Origin of the sequence: Ochrobactrum sp. BTU2 (assembly GCF_024539785.1) — a bacterium.
Lineage (GTDB): Bacteria > Pseudomonadota > Alphaproteobacteria > Rhizobiales > Rhizobiaceae > Brucella > Brucella anthropi.
Map to the genome: position 1 here is coordinate 606889 of NZ_JAHWRG010000003.1, position 17372 is coordinate 624260.

The following is a 17372-nucleotide window of genomic DNA, read 5'->3' on the forward strand; positions in this document are numbered from 1 at the left end:
GGTTACGCATCGTCGGGTTCTGATTGCTAGCCGGAGCCGGTTTGAAAGGCATTGGCGAAGCTGATTCCATTCTACAAGGAAAACCTCTGAGCATGACCAAACGGCCGCCACGCATAGTGGCGGCAGCCTTGCAATTGCAAACGAGCAGCGGTTCGAGATGCATATCTGCGTCAGCAGATCGTAAACGACTGCCGCTGGACAAGCGTGAATCCGCTACCTCCTCCATCTGGAATAATTGTCTGAACCTAACTGATGGTCGAAACCTCTTTGACAAGCCAGTCGCGGAAGAGCTGCAACGCCGGGTTGGAGGCAATGTTTTCGTGGCTGCATATAAATTTGTAGGATTCTTTGGGCTCGAAATATCGCTCGGACACGATGCAGAGGCTTCTGCGCTGCACGTCGTTTTCGACCAGAGGCCGATGAGAAAAACCAATGCCCTGTCCGGAACGAGCAGCCGCCAACAATGTGTGTTGGTCGTCAAAAAAGAGGTTTGAATTGGCGGTTAGATCATCAAATCCGTGGTGGGATATCCATCTTTTCCAGTCGTTTACGTCCCGATAATGCAAGCGAGGAATGTCAGGGTTCACGAGAAGATCTTCTGGATTTGTCACATTGGCCAGAAGTGAGGGGCTGCAGACAGGCACCAGTTTTTCTTTTAGAAGTTCGATGTTGTACATGCCTGCAGGCGGATGCAGACAATACTTTATCTGTGCGTCTTCTCTATCCTGAGCGATGGAATCTATATCGAGATTATTCAGGTGAAGCTGGATGCCTGGATTTTGCTTCAAGAAGCCAGCAATCCTGCTTGCGATCACTTCCATTGCGAAAAAAGGACCGGCGCGAACCCGGAGAATTTGGGTCTTGTTGTCCTGTCCGATCAGCGTCGTAACCGCGCCGATTTCATCAAATGCCCGAGCACAAACCTCCAGCAGCAGCGCACCTTCTGCGGTAACGGATACACCGCGCGAGCCGCGAATAAGCAACTGACAACCCAAAGCCTGTTCCAGAAGCTTGACTTGATGGCTCACAGCACCCTGACTGACTGCAAGCTCTTCTGCGGCGGCAGTGAAGCTTTGACAATGCGAAACGGCTTCAAAAGCCCTTAAGGCTCTCAAGCTTGGGAGTTTTCGCCGCTTCGCCCTTGACGTCATAACACTATGAATTTTTCTAATACCATTGAATAGATCTTTTGCATTGATCGACCCTCGGCACAAGCATAATCGTCAATAAACAAAAAAACGCCCCTGGGTGTTTGAGCTCTGCTGTTCCTGATCATGGATGACGGCGCGCGCAGGCGACGAACCCGGTAAGGGCATATAACAGGAGAACGAAACGTGCTTAAGCAAGCTAAAATGGGAATTATTGCCGCTCTTGTCGCTGTATGCGGTGCCCTTCCAGCCCATGCTGAGGAAATCCGCATGGGAGCCGAAGGTGCCTATGCGCCCTTCAATTATCTGGACCCGAGCGGGCAGCTCAAAGGCTTTGATATCGACGTCGGCAATGCGATCTGTGAAAAACTGAAAGCTGATTGCGTATGGAGCGCCAACGAGTGGAGCGGGATTATTCCGGCGCTTCAGTCAAAGAAGTTCGACATCATGGCTTCTTCGATGGCTATTACTGAATCGCGTATGCAGCAGGTCAGCTTCTCCGATCCGTATTACTACAACACCATGCGGTTTGTCGCTTTGAAGGAGCTTGGCCTGAAGGATGTGACGCCTGAAAGTGCCAAGGGCAAGGTCATAGGCACCCAGACAGGCTCCATCGCCGTCGATGCTTTGCAGCGCTTTTTCCCGGATAATGAGGTGAAGCTCTATCCGACACTGGAAGAAGCCTTCCTGGATATCGAGAACGGCCGCATTGACCTCTTGCTGGAATCCAAATTCGCGCTCAGCGACTGGATTAAGAAGGGTGCGGATTGCTGCGAATTTGTCGGCAACGAGTTCCTTCTAGATGGAACCCTGGGTGCTGGAATGGCATTCCGCAAGGATGACGAAGAACTGCGCATGCGCGTCAACAAGGCGCTTGCGGAGATCATCCAGGACGGTAGCTACGACAAGATCAGTGCCAAGTACTTTGATTTTGACATCAGGGAAAAGCCGAAATTCGCGAGCGAAATCTTCGCGAAGTAGTTCGCTCCACCCTCACATACAGAGTGCCTGATTTGAGACACCACATCAGATCAGGTGCTCACTGCGTGTGGCATAGTCAGGCCTCAGCCATTTCGTTTCGACCAACACAGAGTGGTCTTCGCCGACAAAAGAAAGGTCGATCCGTGTCCTATCGTGTTGCGATCATCGAACTCATCAATGAAAGTAATACCTTCACGCAAAATCGCACGAGCATCAGCGATTTTCGGGCGTCGCATTACTTCAAGGGCGATGAGATTCCAGCCAATTTCCGAGGTACAGGCTCTGAGGTCGGTGGCGCGATAAAGGTCGCGGATGAAAAGGGCTGGACGCCTGTTTATATCACCGCAGCCCATGCGGAGCCGAACGGACCGGTGCTTGAAACTGCGCGTCAGGAAATCACCGGCGAGTGCTTGCGGCGGCTAAAGGAAGCCGGACCTTTTGACGGCATATTTGTTGCCCTGCATGGTGCCATGGTGACGGAGACCGATCAGGATGGCGACAGCCAGTTCCTGCGGGAGATCCGGTCCGTGGTCGGATACGATGTTCCGATCGCCATCACCCTAGACCTTCACGCGAATATTTTTGATGAACTGGCTGATCTGGCGCAGATCGCCGTTTCATTCCGGACTTATCCTCATATCGATATGAGTGAGGTCGGAGTTGAGGCCTGTTCGTTGCTGGATCAAGCGATGAAAGGGGAAATCGAACCTGCGCTGGCCATTGGGCGCCCACCAATGCTTCTCGGTTGTGATGATGGTCGCACGACAGATAACGGTCCGATGTGCCGCCTGCTCGAAAGTGCAGGCCGTGAGATGCAACAACCGGGAATCCTGAATGTGGCGGTCAATGCCGGGTTTACCGATGCTGATGTCTGGGCGGCCGGGCCGAGTGTGATCGTGACCTTCGATCGTAAATGCGTTAGCCGACAAACCGCTTGCGATGTCGCGGACAAGATGTGCGATGAAATCTGGGCCTATAAGGATCAGTGGTCGCAGCCGATGCCTCTCGATGGATGTATTCGGCAATTGAAGGAGGTTCGGGGTGCTGAAGGTACGATTGTCGTCGCTGATTTCTCCGACAATCCCGGTTCGGGGGCCTATAGCGATTGCACTGCGCTCATTGCGGCGATGCTTCAGGCGGGTGTGACCAATGCCGCTGCAGGCGCGCTTCTCGATCCTGAAGCGGTGGCAGAGATTGCAGCCAAGGCGATAGGCGAGACTGTTACGGTGACGATTGGCGGCAAATCCGATCCATCTGTTGGTGGCGGTCCTTTGACTGTGACAGGCCGTGTCATGTCGGTCAGCGACGGTACCTTCGTCTTTGAAGGGCCGATGTTTACAGGTTTGCCTGGAACGACCGGAAAAGCCGTGTGCCTGCGTGTGGAGGGGATCGATATTATGATCGTGTCGGAACGCATGCAGATGCTCGATCAGAACATTTTCCGTATCGTCGGCATCGAGCCGAAGGAAAAATCCGTTCTGGCGGTCAAATCAATGCAGCATTTCAAAGGGGCGTTCGGCCCGATTGCAACACAGATTATTGTTACCGATGCTGGTGGTCTGAGCTCACCGGACCTGTCGAAACGGATCTACGCTCGCCTGCGGCGTCCGGTTTTCCCCCTGGACACACTGTCGGATCAGCATCAGTAAGAGTGCTGACGAAACTATTGGACTTTTGACAGCGAACAGGGAATTTAATTCGGTCGAGGGGAACAATTAGGATGACGTTTCGTCACCATGGAACTCCTGGACCAGATTGATCATTTGTACTCACGGATGGAGTGTCCGATGCACGCAGCGCCAATCTTCGCCGGGTTAAAAATCGAGGCGGCTGAAATACGGGTCATACGTTTGCCGCTGCTCGTGCCTTTCGTGATTTCCACCGGAACAATGACCGAAAAGATCATTCCGATCCTCACCCTGCGGGCTGAAGGCCTGGAAGGTTATGCTGAAGGCGTGATGGATCCGTTGCCGGATTATCTGGAGGAGACCATCTCCGGTTCGCTCTCTTTCCTGCGCGACGTCCTGCTGCCACAAATCGTTGGGAAACGCTTCGCCGGTCCGGCGGATCTTTCCGCAATTCTTGATCCGTGGCGCGGGCACAGAATGAGCAAGGCCATGGTCGAAATGGCCGTGTGGGACCTGTGGGCGAAAGCACTGAACCTGCCATTGAGCGTTGCGCTTGGTGGCGTTCGCGATGCTATCGATGTGGGTGTCAGCCTTGGCATTGCCGATATTCCAACGACGATTGACCGGGTCGCGGCCTCGCTCGATGCCGGTTACAAGCGCGTTAAGCTGAAGATCAAGCGCGGTCATGATCTCGCAATGATTCAGGCGGTGCGCGAGCGTTTCCCGGAAGCCAAGCTGACGGTTGATGCCAATACAGACTACCGGCTTTCCGACTTGCCGCTTCTGAAAGCGATGGATGCTTTTGCACTCGATTATATCGAACAGCCGCTGGCTTTCGATGACATTACCGATCATGTCCATGTGCAGGAAAAGCTGCTGACTGCCATCTGCCTGGATGAGAGCATCCGGTCTTCGGTGGATGCGCGCAAGGCGCTTGTCGCAAGAGCTTGCCGTGTCATTAATATCAAAGTGGGTCGCGTCGGTGGACATAGTGCATCACGCGCAATTCACGATGTCTGCGCAGCCTTTGATGTGCCTGTATGGTGCGGTGGGATGCTTGAAGCAGGCATTGGTCGGGCGCACAATATTCACCTGTCCACACTGCCAAATTTCACCAAGCCGGGGGACACATCGTCCGCCAGCCGCTACTTCCCGCGCGATATTGTCAACGAGCCGCTGGAAGCCGAAAATGGACGAATGGCCGTTCCCAAGAACGGCCCGGGTATCGGTGTGACCTTGGATTATGCATTTCTCGATACGGTCACCAGCCATCGCGAGGATTTCGTCGTATGAGCGAAATATTGGTCCGCGAGCTCGCCTCTCTCGACGAGATGAAGGATTCGGAGAACGTGCAGCGGCTGGTGTGGGGAGAGGACGATCCTGTCGATGCCTCAGACTTATTGCTTGCGATCCAGCACGAAGGCGGCCTTGTCGCCGGAGCGTTCGATGGCGGGAAGATGATAGGCTTCATCTTTGGTTTCCCAAGCGCAACGCCGGGCGTTCAGCATTCTCACCGTCTGGCGGTTCTTCCGGAAGCAAGAGGCTTGAAACTTGGCGCGCGGATGAAGTGGTTCCAGCGCGATTGGTGCCTTGCGAGAGGCATTACGCATGTGCGCTGGACCTATGATCCGATCCGGGCGGTCAATGCCAGTCTGAACATTGCGAGCCTCGGGGCCACATCGTCCACTTATCATATCGACTATTACGGCCCTATGGTCGGCATCAATTCTGGGTTGCCTTCGGACCGGATCGTGGCTGACTGGCAATTGGACGATCTGCGTGTAGAGGCTCGATCTCGAGGCCAGAAACTTGAGTTTCCCGCAGATGCTCGACGCGTGAAAATACCGGGCGATATCGATCACCTGCTTGCAGTTGATCCGGCGGCGGCAATGAATGCAAGGTTGTCGCTTCGCGAACAGCTGCTGACTGCCTTCGACGAAGGTAAGCGTATTGTTGGCTTCGACCCGCAGGCCACGACGTATTTATTGGTTTAAAGCCGATAGCTGAAATTACAAGCAAGCCGGATGCGCTATCCATTCGTTGGTACAGCCGTTTGACCATCAACCGGTCATCTGTGCTGTCAGTCGGCGAGCACTGCTTCATGTTGTTTCAGCCGGGTTCTTCGGTTCGCTAGACCGCAGGCCTGGTTAAGCAACCGTAAATGACCTTGACCGCGTAGACAGTGATCGTTCACAAGATGACGGATCAATAGCAGCTCCCGGAGTTTCTCCAAGAGCGTCTGGCCAAGGCTAATGGAAATAATCATGCATGAAATCATCTGCCCGCATTGCAACAAGGCATTCAAGATCGATGAGACGGGCTATGCCGATATCCTGAAGCAGGTGCGTGACAGTGATTTCGAGAAGCAGCTGCATGAGCGCTTGGAGTTGGCTGATCAGGACAAGCGTAACGCTGTTGAGCTTGCACAGGCTAAAGTTGCCAATGAATTGCAGAAGACTGCCGCAGCCAAGGATTCTGAAATCCAGGAACTGAGGGCAAGACTTGAATCCGGTGAAGTCGCGCAGAAACTCGCAGTTGCTGAGGCGCTGAGTGCTGTCGAAAAACAACGCGATACTCTTTTGCATGAGCTTGAGAAAGCAAGACGGGAGCAGGAGGCTGCATCAAAACTGGCCGAGGCGAAGCTTATTGCCGAACTACAGAAAGCAGCCACCACTAAAGACGCGGAGATCCAGAGCCTGAAGGCCAGGCTCGATGCAGGGGAGCTTTCGCAGAAGCTCGCGGTCACCGAAGCCGTCAATACGGTTGAGAAAGAGCGTGACGAACTGAAGAATGGGCTTGCTCGGATCACGCTCGAAAAACAGCTTGCTGAAACTGCACTCAGGGACAAGTACGAAACGCAGCTGAAGGATCGCAACGACGCAATCGAGCGTCTGAGGGATATGAAAGCGAAACTATCGACAAAAATGATCGGCGAGACGCTGGAACAGCACTGCTCAATCGAGTTTGACCGCATTCGTGCGACGGCTTTCCCCCGTGCGTATTTTGAGAAGGATAACGACGCGCGCAACGGTAGCAAGGGCGACTTCATCTTCCGCGACATGGACGATGCAGGTTCTGAAATCGTCTCGATCATGTTCGAGATGAAGAACGAAAATGACGAGACGGCTACCAAGAAGAAGAACGAAGATTTTTTCAAAGAATTAGACAAGGACCGGAGCGCGAAAGGCTGTGAATACGCTGTTCTGGTCTCGTTGCTTGAGCCCGAGAATGAGCTCTACAACACCGGGATCATTGACGTATCCCACCGCTATCCGAAAATGTACGTCGTCCGACCGCAGTTTTTCATCCCGATCATCACGCTGCTGCGCAATGCGGCGATGAACTCGCTCCACTACAAGAATGAGCTGGCACTGGTGAAGGCGCAAAATGTCGACATAACAAACTTCGAATCCCAGCTTGATGACTTTAAAGCCGCATTCGGGCGCAACTGGCGTCTGGCTTCAGATGGCTTTGAGGAAGCAGTCAAACGCATCGACGAGGCCATCAAGGATCTGGAGAAAACGAAGGAAGCGCTTCACAAGTCGGCCAACAACTTGCGGCTTGCAAACGACAAGGCAGAGGACCTGACGGTAAAGCGGCTCACGCGCGGTAACCCAACGATGGCTATCAAGTTTGCCGAACTCAAGCAGAACGGCATGCCCGATAATGAATGAGCAAATAAGCAGATTTTGGTGAACTCACGGCTATTCTCCCATAGCGTCAACCGATGCGTAACCACCATCCGGTGTCGGGAAAGTGGCAGAGTTATGCCGCTATGGCCGGGCGCGCTTCGGCGAGAAGTTCGATCGTTTTGAGCCGATGGCTTCCTTCGGAAACCGGGCAGTCGATGATAAACTCAGCGATGCCAAACTCACGGTGCAGGCGTTGAAGCTCAATGTGAACGTGGATGGCCGTGCCACGGATCACACGTGGCGTGCGCTCTTCAATCGTGTATTGCGTGGCGCCTGCCTGCCTTACATATTCGAGCGCTTGTTCGTGGCTGCCGACGTTGACCGGCTGCAAACCTTCGGCTGAAACACGGAAGCGCCGAATATCAACAGCAAGCCTCTCTGCCTCGGCATCGCTTTCCGCAACGATTACGCCGACAGCTAAAATGGCAGGACGGTTTGTGATTGCCTGATAGGCGTCAACGGCTTCCTTTATGGCTGTCGGGTCACCCTGAATATGACCGGCATAGACGAAGTCCCAGTTGAGACGTGCGGCAAGCTCAGCACTTTCGACGCTCGCACCCAGCAGGAAACGTTCAGGTTTTTGTGGCGGAACCGGATAAGCGGCAAGGCCGTTCCGGTCGGCGGTATTTTCCGGGCTTTGGTCGAGAAATTTATCTAACTCAATCAGTTGCTCATTGAAGGATGGTTTCCGATCAGGGTCATAGGCGCCCTGCAAGGCACGGGTTGAAAGCGGCAGTCCCCCAGGGGCTTTACCCACACCCAGATCGACACGTCCGGGCGCAAGTGAAGACAGGAGATTGAAATTTTCTGCGACCTTGTAGGTGCTGTAATGCTGCAGCATAACGCCGCCTGAACCAATTCGGATATGTTTGGTATGTGCCAGCAAAAAGCTGATCAACACTTCCGGTGATGAACTGGCGAGCTCTGGTGAGTTGTGATGTTCAGCCACCCAGAAGCGATGAAAACCTGCGGTTTCTGCTTTCTGCGCAAGCTTTATCGTGCGGGCCAGTGCCGTTTGAGCTGCTTCGCCGTCATGAATGGGACTTTTATCGAGAAAACTGAGCGCGTAGGGCATTTCATCCTCATCAACAATTTGATGAGGAGTAATCTATGTTTTTTGTAGAATATTAATCGAGCAACGATCTTCCAATATTTGCACGCTCATTAAACGTTCATGCCGTGCAAACGTGCAAGCAAAGAGGCACCGTTAAGGGAAGATACTGTTCGACGGCGGCTTTTTGCTCCCACTCAACAAAGTCGGGCAGCATTTGTTCAGCGGAGGCTTTCCATGGTTGATATTATTGTCCAGTCCTCTCTTTTGAATCCGGCAGCGCAGCCCCTTATCGATGGCCTGGCTCACGAATATGATCTTCGTTATGCCGATCTGGACCGATCCGGTGGCGCGCGCGCAGAAATTCTGCGTTACCCCACGGACGCATTTGCGCCGCCGCTTGGCGGATTCCTGTTGCTTCAACGCGATGGGGAAACCATTGCCGGTGGCGCCTATATGAGCCACGACGATGAAACCGTGGAGCTCAAACGTATCTGGACCGCGTCGCATTTGCGCAGGCAGGGGCTGGCGCGCCGCATTGTGCTGGCGCTCGAAGAAAGTGCGGGCAATCTGGGCTATACGCGCGCTTATCTGTCTACGGGCTTCCGCCAACCAGAAGCAACTGCGCTCTACATCGCACTCGGCTATCGTCCGCTTTTCGATACATCCGTCGATGTTCTGCAATATCGCTCACTGCCCTTTGAAAAGCACATTGGCACCAAATTGGGCCAGCAGATCTCCTCGCCACTTTATCCAGCATCTGCCTCCTTCGAAGAAGCAACCCAGCGTGTGCAGGAGCGCAAGGCGGCGCAGGAAGCAAACATTCTGGCGCGGCTTCAAAGCTATCGCGAAGCCGCTGCATGAGCAGGGAAACAAACCATGCCCCTTTCACACATTGGACATTTTGCCTTCCTCATTCCTGGCAGTCATCGCGAAAATGATCCCGCGCAGGGTTTGGAGGACACATTGCAGCTTTTCGAGCATGGAGAGCGGCTGGGATACGACAGTGCATGGGTGCGGCAGCGCCATCTGGAGCGCGGTATTTCATCCGCGGCCACCTTTCTCGCAGCAGCTTCGCAGCGGACGAAACGGATTGGTCTAGGCACCGCGGTTATTCAGCTTGGCTATGAAAATCCGTTTCGTCTGGCTGAGGATCTGGCGACGGTCGATCTGCTTTCGAATGGCAGGCTGAATGTTGGTGTTTCAGTCGGCGAACCGCCCTTCGCTCATCTGATCGCGGACTTTGTCGATGCCGTTCCAATTGCAGATTACAGTCACTCACGGGCTGAAAAGCTGGCGCGTGCCCTACGTTCAGAGCCACTGTCCGGCAAGACGGAGGCAGGCAATGCCGCTGGTGCCCAAATCCCGCGTTTGAGACCGTTTGCGGAAGGGCTGACCGAACGCCTGTGGTATGGCGGGGGTTCGCAAAATTCTGCCAAATGGGCGGGACAAGCCGGCTTTAATCTTTTGACTGGAAATATTGTCAGCGGTGAAAACACCGACAGTTTTCTGACTGCGCAGAAAGCATTGATTGAACGTTTCCGTCAGGAATGGGCGCATGAACGTGCGCCGCGCGTCGCACTTGGGCGTGTAATATTGCCTACAGATGGCGCCAGCCCGGACGCGCGTCGTCGTTATGCGGAATTTGCGGCTGAACGTGATAAGCGGACGGGGCTTTCTCATGGTCCACGCCGCACGCTGTTCTTGCCTGATATTGTCGGGACGACGGAAGAAATTCTCGAAAAGCTGGCAGTCGACCCGGTTCTGCCGCTTGTGTCTGAATTCCGCCTGGAGCTGCCCTATGAATTTCACGCAGAGGATTATGCACAAATCCTCACGGACTTTGGGCGGCTGCTTCCCGCATCTGGCACAAGGAAACCGGAACTCAGTGTCGTTCGGGCAGGTTAGCCCTCCGATCAATTCACTTACGATTGGAATAAAGTCATGAAACAAATCTCAAGATCTGTTTCTGAGTATGTTTCGAGATGATTCTAATGAACCAACATTGTAAGTAATTTGGGTCTTTCAGCGTAACTGCTGCGAGCATTAATCAGTGGCACATAGTGACACCGCCGCACATCTACTTCCGTTTTAGAGGCGGGTTCTAATTTTCTACAAAATCAGTCGATTATAGAAATGGCATTCTCGGCCAATTTGCCGAGCGCTGCTACCGTATGGCAGATTGATAAATCTGGAGCAATAAACAGAGATGGGATCAACGGTAACATATCTCCGCGAGAATATTCCGCAATATGTTGAAGAGCCTGAAGATATCGAGGTTTCTCCTGGCGAACTTAAAGCAGCCATGAGACAGCTTGCAGGTGGCGTGAGTGTTGTCACGGCGGGTTTCGATGAAGGGCGCACCGGGGCGACTGTGACGTCAGCCACAGCGCTTTCGGTTGAGCCGCCAACGATTATCGTAAATATCAATCGTGGTTCATCGGTCTGGTCGGCGATTAGTCGCCATAACCATTTCTGCGTGAATGTGCTGTCCTCCGGCCATCAGTCCATTGCCGATCGTTTTGCTGGCAAGGGTGGCATCAAGGGTGTTGAACGTTACGCGGATGCTGAATGGTATGCACTAGAAAGCGGTGCGCTGGCACTTGCTGGCGCATTGGCTTCCGTTGATTGCGCCGTGGAAGACGTGATCGAACGCCATACACATGCAATCGTGATCGGTCGCGTTCTGAAAATCGTTACGGGTTCCGGTGAACCGCTTCTGTATCACAATGGCGGCTATCGCCTTCTGGACGCTATATCAGGCGCTTAACTGCGCCCAAGCGGGCGCAGAGCGGTCGTCTTCCAACCCACCGTTGCGGGTAAACTGTTCCAGCGTCATCCTATCGAGAACGCCTGCTATTGCTTCGCGCACCAGCAGCATGGATCGACGTACTTGACAGGCGCGATGATCCACGCAGTCGTTGCACGGCTCGTACGCTGTGCGGCTGGCGCAACGGATTGGTGCCAGTGGTCCGTCGAGAACACGGACGACCTGACCAATGGTAATTTCCGACGCAGGCTTGGAAAGGCTATAACCGCCACCGGGACCTTTCTTCGACCGTAGAATGCCGTCATTGCGCAATTCCAGCAGGATTGCGTCGAGAAATTTCTTGGAGATATTGTTCTGGGTGGCAATATCGGCGACGAACGCACTTTCTCCCGGTTCAAGTGCGGCGAGATGAGCCAGAGCCTTCAGACCGTATTTGCCCTTCTTCGTAAGCATAACCACTCCGCCGATGTTTCGCCGGAATGCTTTTGCATGAAATCGAGAGAATTAATAGCTTACGGTGGCTGGCCGAGTGTCGCAGTATAGTGGCTGTTTTAACCGATTTCGCGCGATGCGGTCGGTGTATGATAATAAAGCGGGAAAATTAGACCGTAGGGAATGGTCACGATATCGGCCATCTGATCGTCGGTCGGGCGATCGTCATTCATATCCTCGGAGTCCCGGCAATCGGCTTGGATGTCGGCTTCCGACAATACGAAGATAATCGCGCTCCAAAGCAGAAACGGGAGCAGGGCGATGATGATATAGGTATAGCTCGTATCCATGTTTGAATGGTGGGCCACCAAACATTCTTCCTCAAGGAACAGACGTCTCAAAATCCACCTCTTTTCAGTCAGATTTTTCTTTTGAGCTTGTCACTGACAAGAATGAATGACGTCATAACCACGCTATCTAATTGACTCTATGGCATATTCTGTATTGTGCCGTTTTAAGCTGCATTGCAATTTTAAAGTATACAAAAATTATAGAATTACTTTTCTTATCGGCAGGCCAAGGGGTGCTTACGCTGCTCCCCATGGAAAACGTCTAGCTGCTCGGTGCGAATGCAGCACGACCGGAAACTGCAAGATGGACGCATGGCGTCGAACTCTTCCTTGGAGAAAAGACATGAGTGAACGAAAACAAATCACGTTTGGCGTCATGCTGCAGGGGGCTGGCGGCCATATGAACGCATGGAAGCATCCAAGTGGACCCGTCGATGCAAGCACCAATTTCGAGTTCTTCGTCAATGCCGCGCGTAAGGCAGAGGCGGCGGGGATCGCCTTTGCCTTTGTTGCTGACGGACTTTACGTCAATGAACAGTCGATACCGCATTTCCTCAATCGCTTCGAACCGATCTCGATCCTTTCGGCACTCGCTGCTTCCACCTCAAAAATTGGTTTGGTAGGTACGGTATCGACGTCCTACAGCGACCCCTTCACCATCGCGCGCCAGTTCGCTTCGCTGGATCTTATTTCTGGCGGACGCGCCGGATGGAATGCTGTCACCTCCCCACTCGAAGGGTCAGGCCGTAATTACGGGCGCCCGCATCCGGAACACGAACTACGCTATGAAATCGCGGACGAATATCTCGACGTCATCAAAGGACTCTGGGATTCCTGGGATGACAATGCCTTCGTCCGCGATCGCGAAAACGGCGTCTATGTCGATAAAAACAAGCTACGTCGCATTAATCACAAAGGGCGCTTTTTCAATGTCGAAGGACCGCTAAATATCAGCCGTTCCAGACAGGGGCAGCCAGTGGTGTTTCAGGCCGGATCGTCGGATTCGGGCATCCGGCTTGCCGGTAAACATGCCGATGCAGTGTTCACGAACGGTGCCAAGATTGAGGACGTGCGATCTTTCTACAGACAGGTCAAACAAAGTGCCGTTGCGCAGGGGCGCAGTTCTTCCGATGTAGGAATTTTCCCGGGTATTGGCCCGATTGTCGGGCGGACGCAGGAGGAAGCCGACGCGAAGTATCAGGCGATCCGTAATCTGGTGTCGGTCGAAGAGGCGCTGCTTTATCTCGGTCGCTTCTTCGATCATCACGATTTCAGCATCTATCCGCTCGACGAGCCTTTCCCTGAACTCGGCGAAATCGGCAAGAACAGTTTCCGCGCCACGACAGATCGCATCAAGAAGACGGCAAGGGAAACCGGCGCCACATTACGCGAGATCGCACTCGACGTCGCGACACCACGCACTGCCTTTATTGGAACGGCGGAGGCCATTGCCAATGAACTCATCGATTGGGTGGAAAGCGAAGCCGCCGATGGTTTCATTCTCGGCTTTCCCGTCATTGCGGAAGGTCTCGATGATTTCATCCAACACGTACTGCCGATCCTGGAAGAGCGTGGCTATTTCAACCCGGAACTGAGCGGTGAAACGCTGCGCGATCATCTGGGGCTGCCGTTCCGCGAAAGCCGTTATTCGTCGGCGGTAGATCAACCGGTAAACAAGGCCGCACGGGCCTGAGGAGCCGGTTTCATGGATGTTACCTCCCGATCCCGCAACAGGCTTGATGCCGCGAGAGAAGGCATTGCCGCGCATCTCGATGAATTCATAGCGCTTCGTCATGACATTCATCAGCATCCGGAGCTTGCCTTCAACGAGCATCGCACGAGCCGCCTCATTGCTTCAAAACTCGCCTCCTGGGGCTATGACGTTACGACGGGAGTTGCGGGAACCGGCGTGGTTGCAACCTTGGTGCGGGGGGAAGGTCAGCGCCGTCTCGCGATCCGGGCAGATATGGACGCTCTACCGATAGAAGAGGCAACGGGACTTCCCTATGCCAGCCGAAACAAAGGTGTAATGCACGCTTGCGGCCATGACGGGCACACGACGATCCTGCTCGCGGCTGCGCGATATCTGGCCAAGGAGGGGAATTTCAGCGGTACGCTCGATCTTGTTTTCCAACCGGCAGAAGAAATCGGTGCCGGAGCACGCAAGATGATAAGCGAAGGGCTTTTCGAGCGGTTTCCCGCCGATGCGGTGTTCGGATTGCACAACTGGCCGGGTGTCAGTGCAGGACGTTTCGGCTTTGTCGCGGGACCGGCTATGGCATCTGTAGACAAGGCTGTCATCAGGATCGTCGGCAAGGGTGGTCACGGGGCGGAACCGCACAATGCTGTCGATCCTATTGTCGCCGCTGCGTCTCTCGTTACCGCCTTGCAGAGCATCGTTTCGCGCAATGTCGATCCACGTGAAATGGCGGTCGTCACGGTCGGTTCCATTCATGGCGGTGAAGCTTCGAACGTCATTCCTGGTTCGGTGGAACTGCAACTGACGATCCGTTCCTACAGCGAAGAGGTGCGGCGCGGATTGCAGATACGCATCCCGGCGCTTGCTCGCGCTCAGGCTGAAAGTTTTGGTGCCGTTGCGGAAGTCGACTATAGGTTGGGCTTTCCTTCTGTCATCAATCCGGTTGAGGAAACCGCATTCGCCCGCAAGGTTGCAGTCGACGCCTTCGGCGATGGTGCCCTAGACAGCGCATTTGCGCCACGCACTGCCAGCGAGGATTTTGCTTTCATGCTGCAGGCAAAGCCCGGCAGCTATCTCTTCGTCGGTAACGGCGATAGCGCGCCACTGCACAGCGCCGAATACAACTTCAACGATCAGATCATCGCGCCAGCTGCCCTCTATTGGGTGCAGCTTGCCGAAGCCTTTCTCAACGAAAACAGATGGTGATGATGATGAGCGATATCTTTCTGTACACCAGTTCTCTTGATCCACGTGCGAAGCCGCTCATCGATGAGCTTCTGTATGAATATGACAGTCGTTACGGCACATATTTCAACGCGGAAGGTGCGGCGGCAGAAATGAACCACTATCCGCCCGAGGCGTTTGCGCCACCCAGCGGTAATTTTGTGCTGTTGATCCGGGACGGTGAAACCATCGGCGGCGGTGCCTTTAAGGCTTTTGATGCGCGTACTGCGGAGTTCAAGCGCATCTGGACGCGGTCGGATCTGCGGCGACAGGGGCTGGCGCGCAAGCTTCTCGTGGAACTGGAAGAACAGGCGGCAAGACAGGGCTATTCCCGCATCTATCTGACGACCGGCTTCCGCCAGCCTGAAGCCGTCGGTCTCTATCTCCACAACGGCTATACGGCGCTTTTCGACACAGGTGCGGATCCTGAAATTTACAAGACGCTGCCTTTTGAAAAGGAGATCGGCCATCTGGCCGCTCCGCTTGGGCGCGGCAACGATCATCACATCACGGACCGACAACATATCGCCAGCCAGTGAACATCATCACAGAGCTGAAGGCCAAGGAATGACCAGATGGCAGTAACGACAGAATTCTCAAACGTGCAGATTGCAATCCGCCCCGTGGAGCGCAAGCAGGACTATTCGCGCTACAGGATCGTTCCGGCAAAGCATCCAGCACGCTTTGTGGGTAGTGTGTTCGCGGCCCTCGTGATCGGGCTTGTGCTCTATTCGATCTTTACCAATCCGCAGTGGGGCTGGAACGTTTTTGCTGAATGGTTCTTTGCCGAACCGGTGCTCGTTGGCCTCGGGCGGACGCTGCTGCTGACAGCACTCGCGGCTGTATCAGGTTCTATTCTCGGCACGCTGCTGGCCTTAGCCCGTGTATCGAGGTCGCCGCTGCTTTCAGGCCTTTCCTGGGGTTATATATGGTTGTTGCGTTCCATACCGCTGATCGTATTGCTGCTTATCCTGAACAATCTCGGTTACCTCTATGCGAACATCACGCTGAGTGTGCCTTTCACAGATCGCGTATTGTTCGATTACCCGACGGTACAATTGCTGACACCGTTTGCAGCTGCCTTTCTCGGCCTGACCCTCAACCAGTCAGCCTTCTTCGCCGAAATCGTACGCGGCGGCATTCTCTCCGTCGATCAGGGTCAACATGAAGCTGCTGCCGCGCTTGGCCTGCCGCGCAACCGTCAAGCCTTGCGAATTGTTCTGCCACAGGCCATGCGTTCTATCCTTCCGACGGGTTTCAACGAGATCATCGGTCTCGCCAAGGGCACTTCCATGGTCTACGTGCTCGCCTTGCCGGAGCTGTTCTACACAGTTCAGGTGATCTACCGGCGCAATCTGGAAGTCATTCCGCTGCTGATGGTCGCGACGGTCTGGTATCTGGTCATCATGACCGTGCTTTCGGTGGCACAGTATTATATCGAGCGATATTTCGCCAAGGGCGCGGTTCGCAATCCGGTTCCCCTGCCATTCCAGGCATTCTTCAATCGCTACAAGCGCTCCTTGCCGCTGACCTCGGAGTTGTCGGGACAAGTGCATAAGACGGTTCCGGTCGCGGGTTTCCGCGATGTCGGCACAGTGGCTGCGGGCGCACCTATTCATATCCACGATATTTCCAAGCGCTTCGGCACGAACACGGTGCTGCACCATGTGGAACTGTCCCTTCCGGCAGGCAGTGTGACGGCAATTCTCGGCCCGTCCGGCTCCGGTAAGTCCACGCTGCTGCGCTCGATCAATCATCTGGAGCGTGTGGATGCAGGCTTCATTTCCGTTGATGGCGCGCTGGTCGGTTATCGTCAGGACGGAGACACGCTCTATGAGTTGAAGGAAAAGGACATTCTCAAACGCCGTGCCGATATCGCGATGGTGTTCCAGAACTTCAATCTCTTTCCGCACATGACGGTTCTTGAAAACATCATCGAAGCGCCGATCCAGGTACGCGGTCTTGCGCGGGATGCAGCGGTCCGATTGGCGCTCGATCTGCTCGCCCGTGTCGGCCTCAGTGACAAGGTTGAAGCCTATCCGCGTCAATTGTCCGGAGGACAGCAGCAGCGCGTGGCGATAGCGCGGGCATTGGCGCTTCGTCCGAAGGTCATCCTGTTCGACGAACCGACTTCGGCGCTTGATCCGGAACTGGTCGGTGAGGTGCTCGACGTCATCAAGGAACTTGCCCGTACTGGCACCACCCTTGTGATCGTCACTCACGAGACCGGCTTTGCGCGTGAAGTTGCCGACACGGTTGTCTTTATGGAAGCCGGGCAGATCGTAGAGGCCGGTCCGCCATCCCGCATTTTCAACGACGCGCAGCATCCGCGCACACGTGAATTTCTGGCCAAGGTTCTTTGAACCGGTGCTGGAAGAACCGACACAACAAGGAGAC

Annotated in this window: 16 protein-coding genes; 12 read left to right on the forward strand and 4 right to left on the reverse strand. The window is 54.4% G+C overall.

Annotated features, from left to right (window positions below):
- Window positions 1-245: 245 nt before the first annotated feature.
- Window positions 246-1115 (reverse strand): LysR family transcriptional regulator, encoded by an 870-nt coding sequence (locus KWJ32_RS11750; protein WP_235823031.1) that lies wholly within the window; start codon window positions 1113-1115, stop codon window positions 246-248.
- A 219-nt stretch (window positions 1116-1334) separates the two neighbouring features.
- On the opposite strand from KWJ32_RS11750, the gene KWJ32_RS11755 reads away from it, so the two are divergent.
- The 5 genes from KWJ32_RS11755 to KWJ32_RS11775 all read left to right on the forward strand — a co-directional run bounded on the left by KWJ32_RS11755 (window position 1335) and on the right by KWJ32_RS11775 (window position 7431).
- On the forward strand, window positions 1335-2129 hold the full coding sequence (locus tag KWJ32_RS11755) for an ABC transporter substrate-binding protein (RefSeq protein WP_012093648.1): 795 nt from the start codon (window positions 1335-1337) through the stop codon (window positions 2127-2129).
- Window positions 2130-2272: 143 nt separating this feature from the next.
- Entirely contained in the window at window positions 2273-3778 is a 1506-nt protein-coding gene (locus KWJ32_RS11760) for a M81 family metallopeptidase (protein ID WP_040128528.1), read from the forward strand.
- Between the two features lie 138 nt (window positions 3779-3916).
- Window positions 3917-5050, forward strand: coding sequence for an o-succinylbenzoate synthase (gene menC / locus KWJ32_RS11765; protein ID WP_151610124.1), 1134 nt, complete (start codon window positions 3917-3919; stop codon window positions 5048-5050).
- The gene (locus KWJ32_RS11770) at window positions 5047-5751 is read left to right on the forward strand and encodes a GNAT family N-acetyltransferase (RefSeq protein WP_125334636.1); all 705 of its coding nucleotides are present in this window, start codon (window positions 5047-5049) and stop codon (window positions 5749-5751) included. Before menC ends, KWJ32_RS11770 begins: the two co-directional genes overlap by 4 nt.
- Before the next feature lie 270 nt (window positions 5752-6021).
- Window positions 6022-7431, forward strand: a complete 1410-nt coding sequence (locus KWJ32_RS11775) for a DUF2130 domain-containing protein (RefSeq protein WP_094515423.1) — start codon at window positions 6022-6024, stop codon at window positions 7429-7431.
- 91 nt (window positions 7432-7522) lie between these two features.
- Here the strand turns inward: KWJ32_RS11775 and KWJ32_RS11780 are convergent, their stop codons facing one another.
- Window positions 7523-8524: an LLM class flavin-dependent oxidoreductase gene (locus tag KWJ32_RS11780; protein ID WP_125334635.1), complete on the reverse strand. Its 1002-nt coding sequence runs from the start codon at window positions 8522-8524 to the stop codon at window positions 7523-7525.
- 213 nt (window positions 8525-8737) lie between these two features.
- Here KWJ32_RS11780 and KWJ32_RS11785 point away from each other — a divergent pair, with 213 nt between their 5' ends.
- From KWJ32_RS11785 to KWJ32_RS11795, 3 genes are all read left to right on the forward strand, one after another.
- Window positions 8738-9364, forward strand: a complete 627-nt coding sequence (locus tag KWJ32_RS11785) for a GNAT family N-acetyltransferase (protein WP_125334634.1) — start codon at window positions 8738-8740, stop codon at window positions 9362-9364.
- A 15-nt stretch (window positions 9365-9379) separates the two neighbouring features.
- The gene (locus tag KWJ32_RS11790; RefSeq protein WP_012093641.1) at window positions 9380-10408 is read left to right on the forward strand and encodes an LLM class flavin-dependent oxidoreductase; all 1029 of its coding nucleotides are present in this window, start codon (window positions 9380-9382) and stop codon (window positions 10406-10408) included.
- A gap of 301 nt (window positions 10409-10709) precedes the next feature.
- A complete protein-coding gene (locus KWJ32_RS11795) occupies window positions 10710-11270 on the forward strand; it encodes a flavin reductase family protein (RefSeq protein ID WP_094515420.1) in 561 nt (186 codons plus the stop codon).
- On the opposite strand, the gene KWJ32_RS11800 is transcribed toward KWJ32_RS11795, so the two are convergent.
- Together KWJ32_RS11800 and KWJ32_RS11805 are read right to left on the reverse strand one after the other, a co-directional pair.
- Window positions 11259-11723: an Rrf2 family transcriptional regulator gene (locus KWJ32_RS11800; RefSeq protein ID WP_012093639.1), complete on the reverse strand. Its 465-nt coding sequence runs from the start codon at window positions 11721-11723 to the stop codon at window positions 11259-11261. The genes KWJ32_RS11795 and KWJ32_RS11800 overlap by 12 nt on opposite strands.
- 98 nt (window positions 11724-11821) lie before the next feature.
- Window positions 11822-12070 carry a hypothetical protein gene (locus tag KWJ32_RS11805; RefSeq protein WP_010660641.1) on the reverse strand — a complete coding sequence of 83 codons (249 nt, stop codon included), beginning with the start codon at window positions 12068-12070 and terminating at the stop codon, window positions 11822-11824.
- 325 nt (window positions 12071-12395) lie between these two features.
- On the opposite strand from KWJ32_RS11805, the gene KWJ32_RS11810 reads away from it, so the two are divergent.
- From KWJ32_RS11810 to KWJ32_RS28220, 4 genes are read left to right on the forward strand one after another with little or no spacing between them, the layout of a single operon-like run.
- Window positions 12396-13745, forward strand: a complete 1350-nt coding sequence (locus tag KWJ32_RS11810) for an LLM class flavin-dependent oxidoreductase (RefSeq protein WP_012093638.1) — start codon at window positions 12396-12398, stop codon at window positions 13743-13745.
- A 12-nt stretch (window positions 13746-13757) separates the two neighbouring features.
- Window positions 13758-14957, forward strand: a complete 1200-nt coding sequence (locus tag KWJ32_RS11815; protein WP_012093637.1) for a M20 aminoacylase family protein — start codon at window positions 13758-13760, stop codon at window positions 14955-14957.
- 5 nt (window positions 14958-14962) lie between these two features.
- Window positions 14963-15514 carry a GNAT family N-acetyltransferase gene (locus KWJ32_RS11820; RefSeq protein ID WP_012093636.1) on the forward strand — a complete coding sequence of 184 codons (552 nt, stop codon included), beginning with the start codon at window positions 14963-14965 and terminating at the stop codon, window positions 15512-15514.
- 36 nt (window positions 15515-15550) lie between these two features.
- Window positions 15551-17338, forward strand: coding sequence for an amino acid ABC transporter permease/ATP-binding protein (locus KWJ32_RS28220; RefSeq protein ID WP_151610122.1), 1788 nt, complete (start codon window positions 15551-15553; stop codon window positions 17336-17338).
- The last annotated feature ends 34 nt before the right edge of the window (window positions 17339-17372 follow it).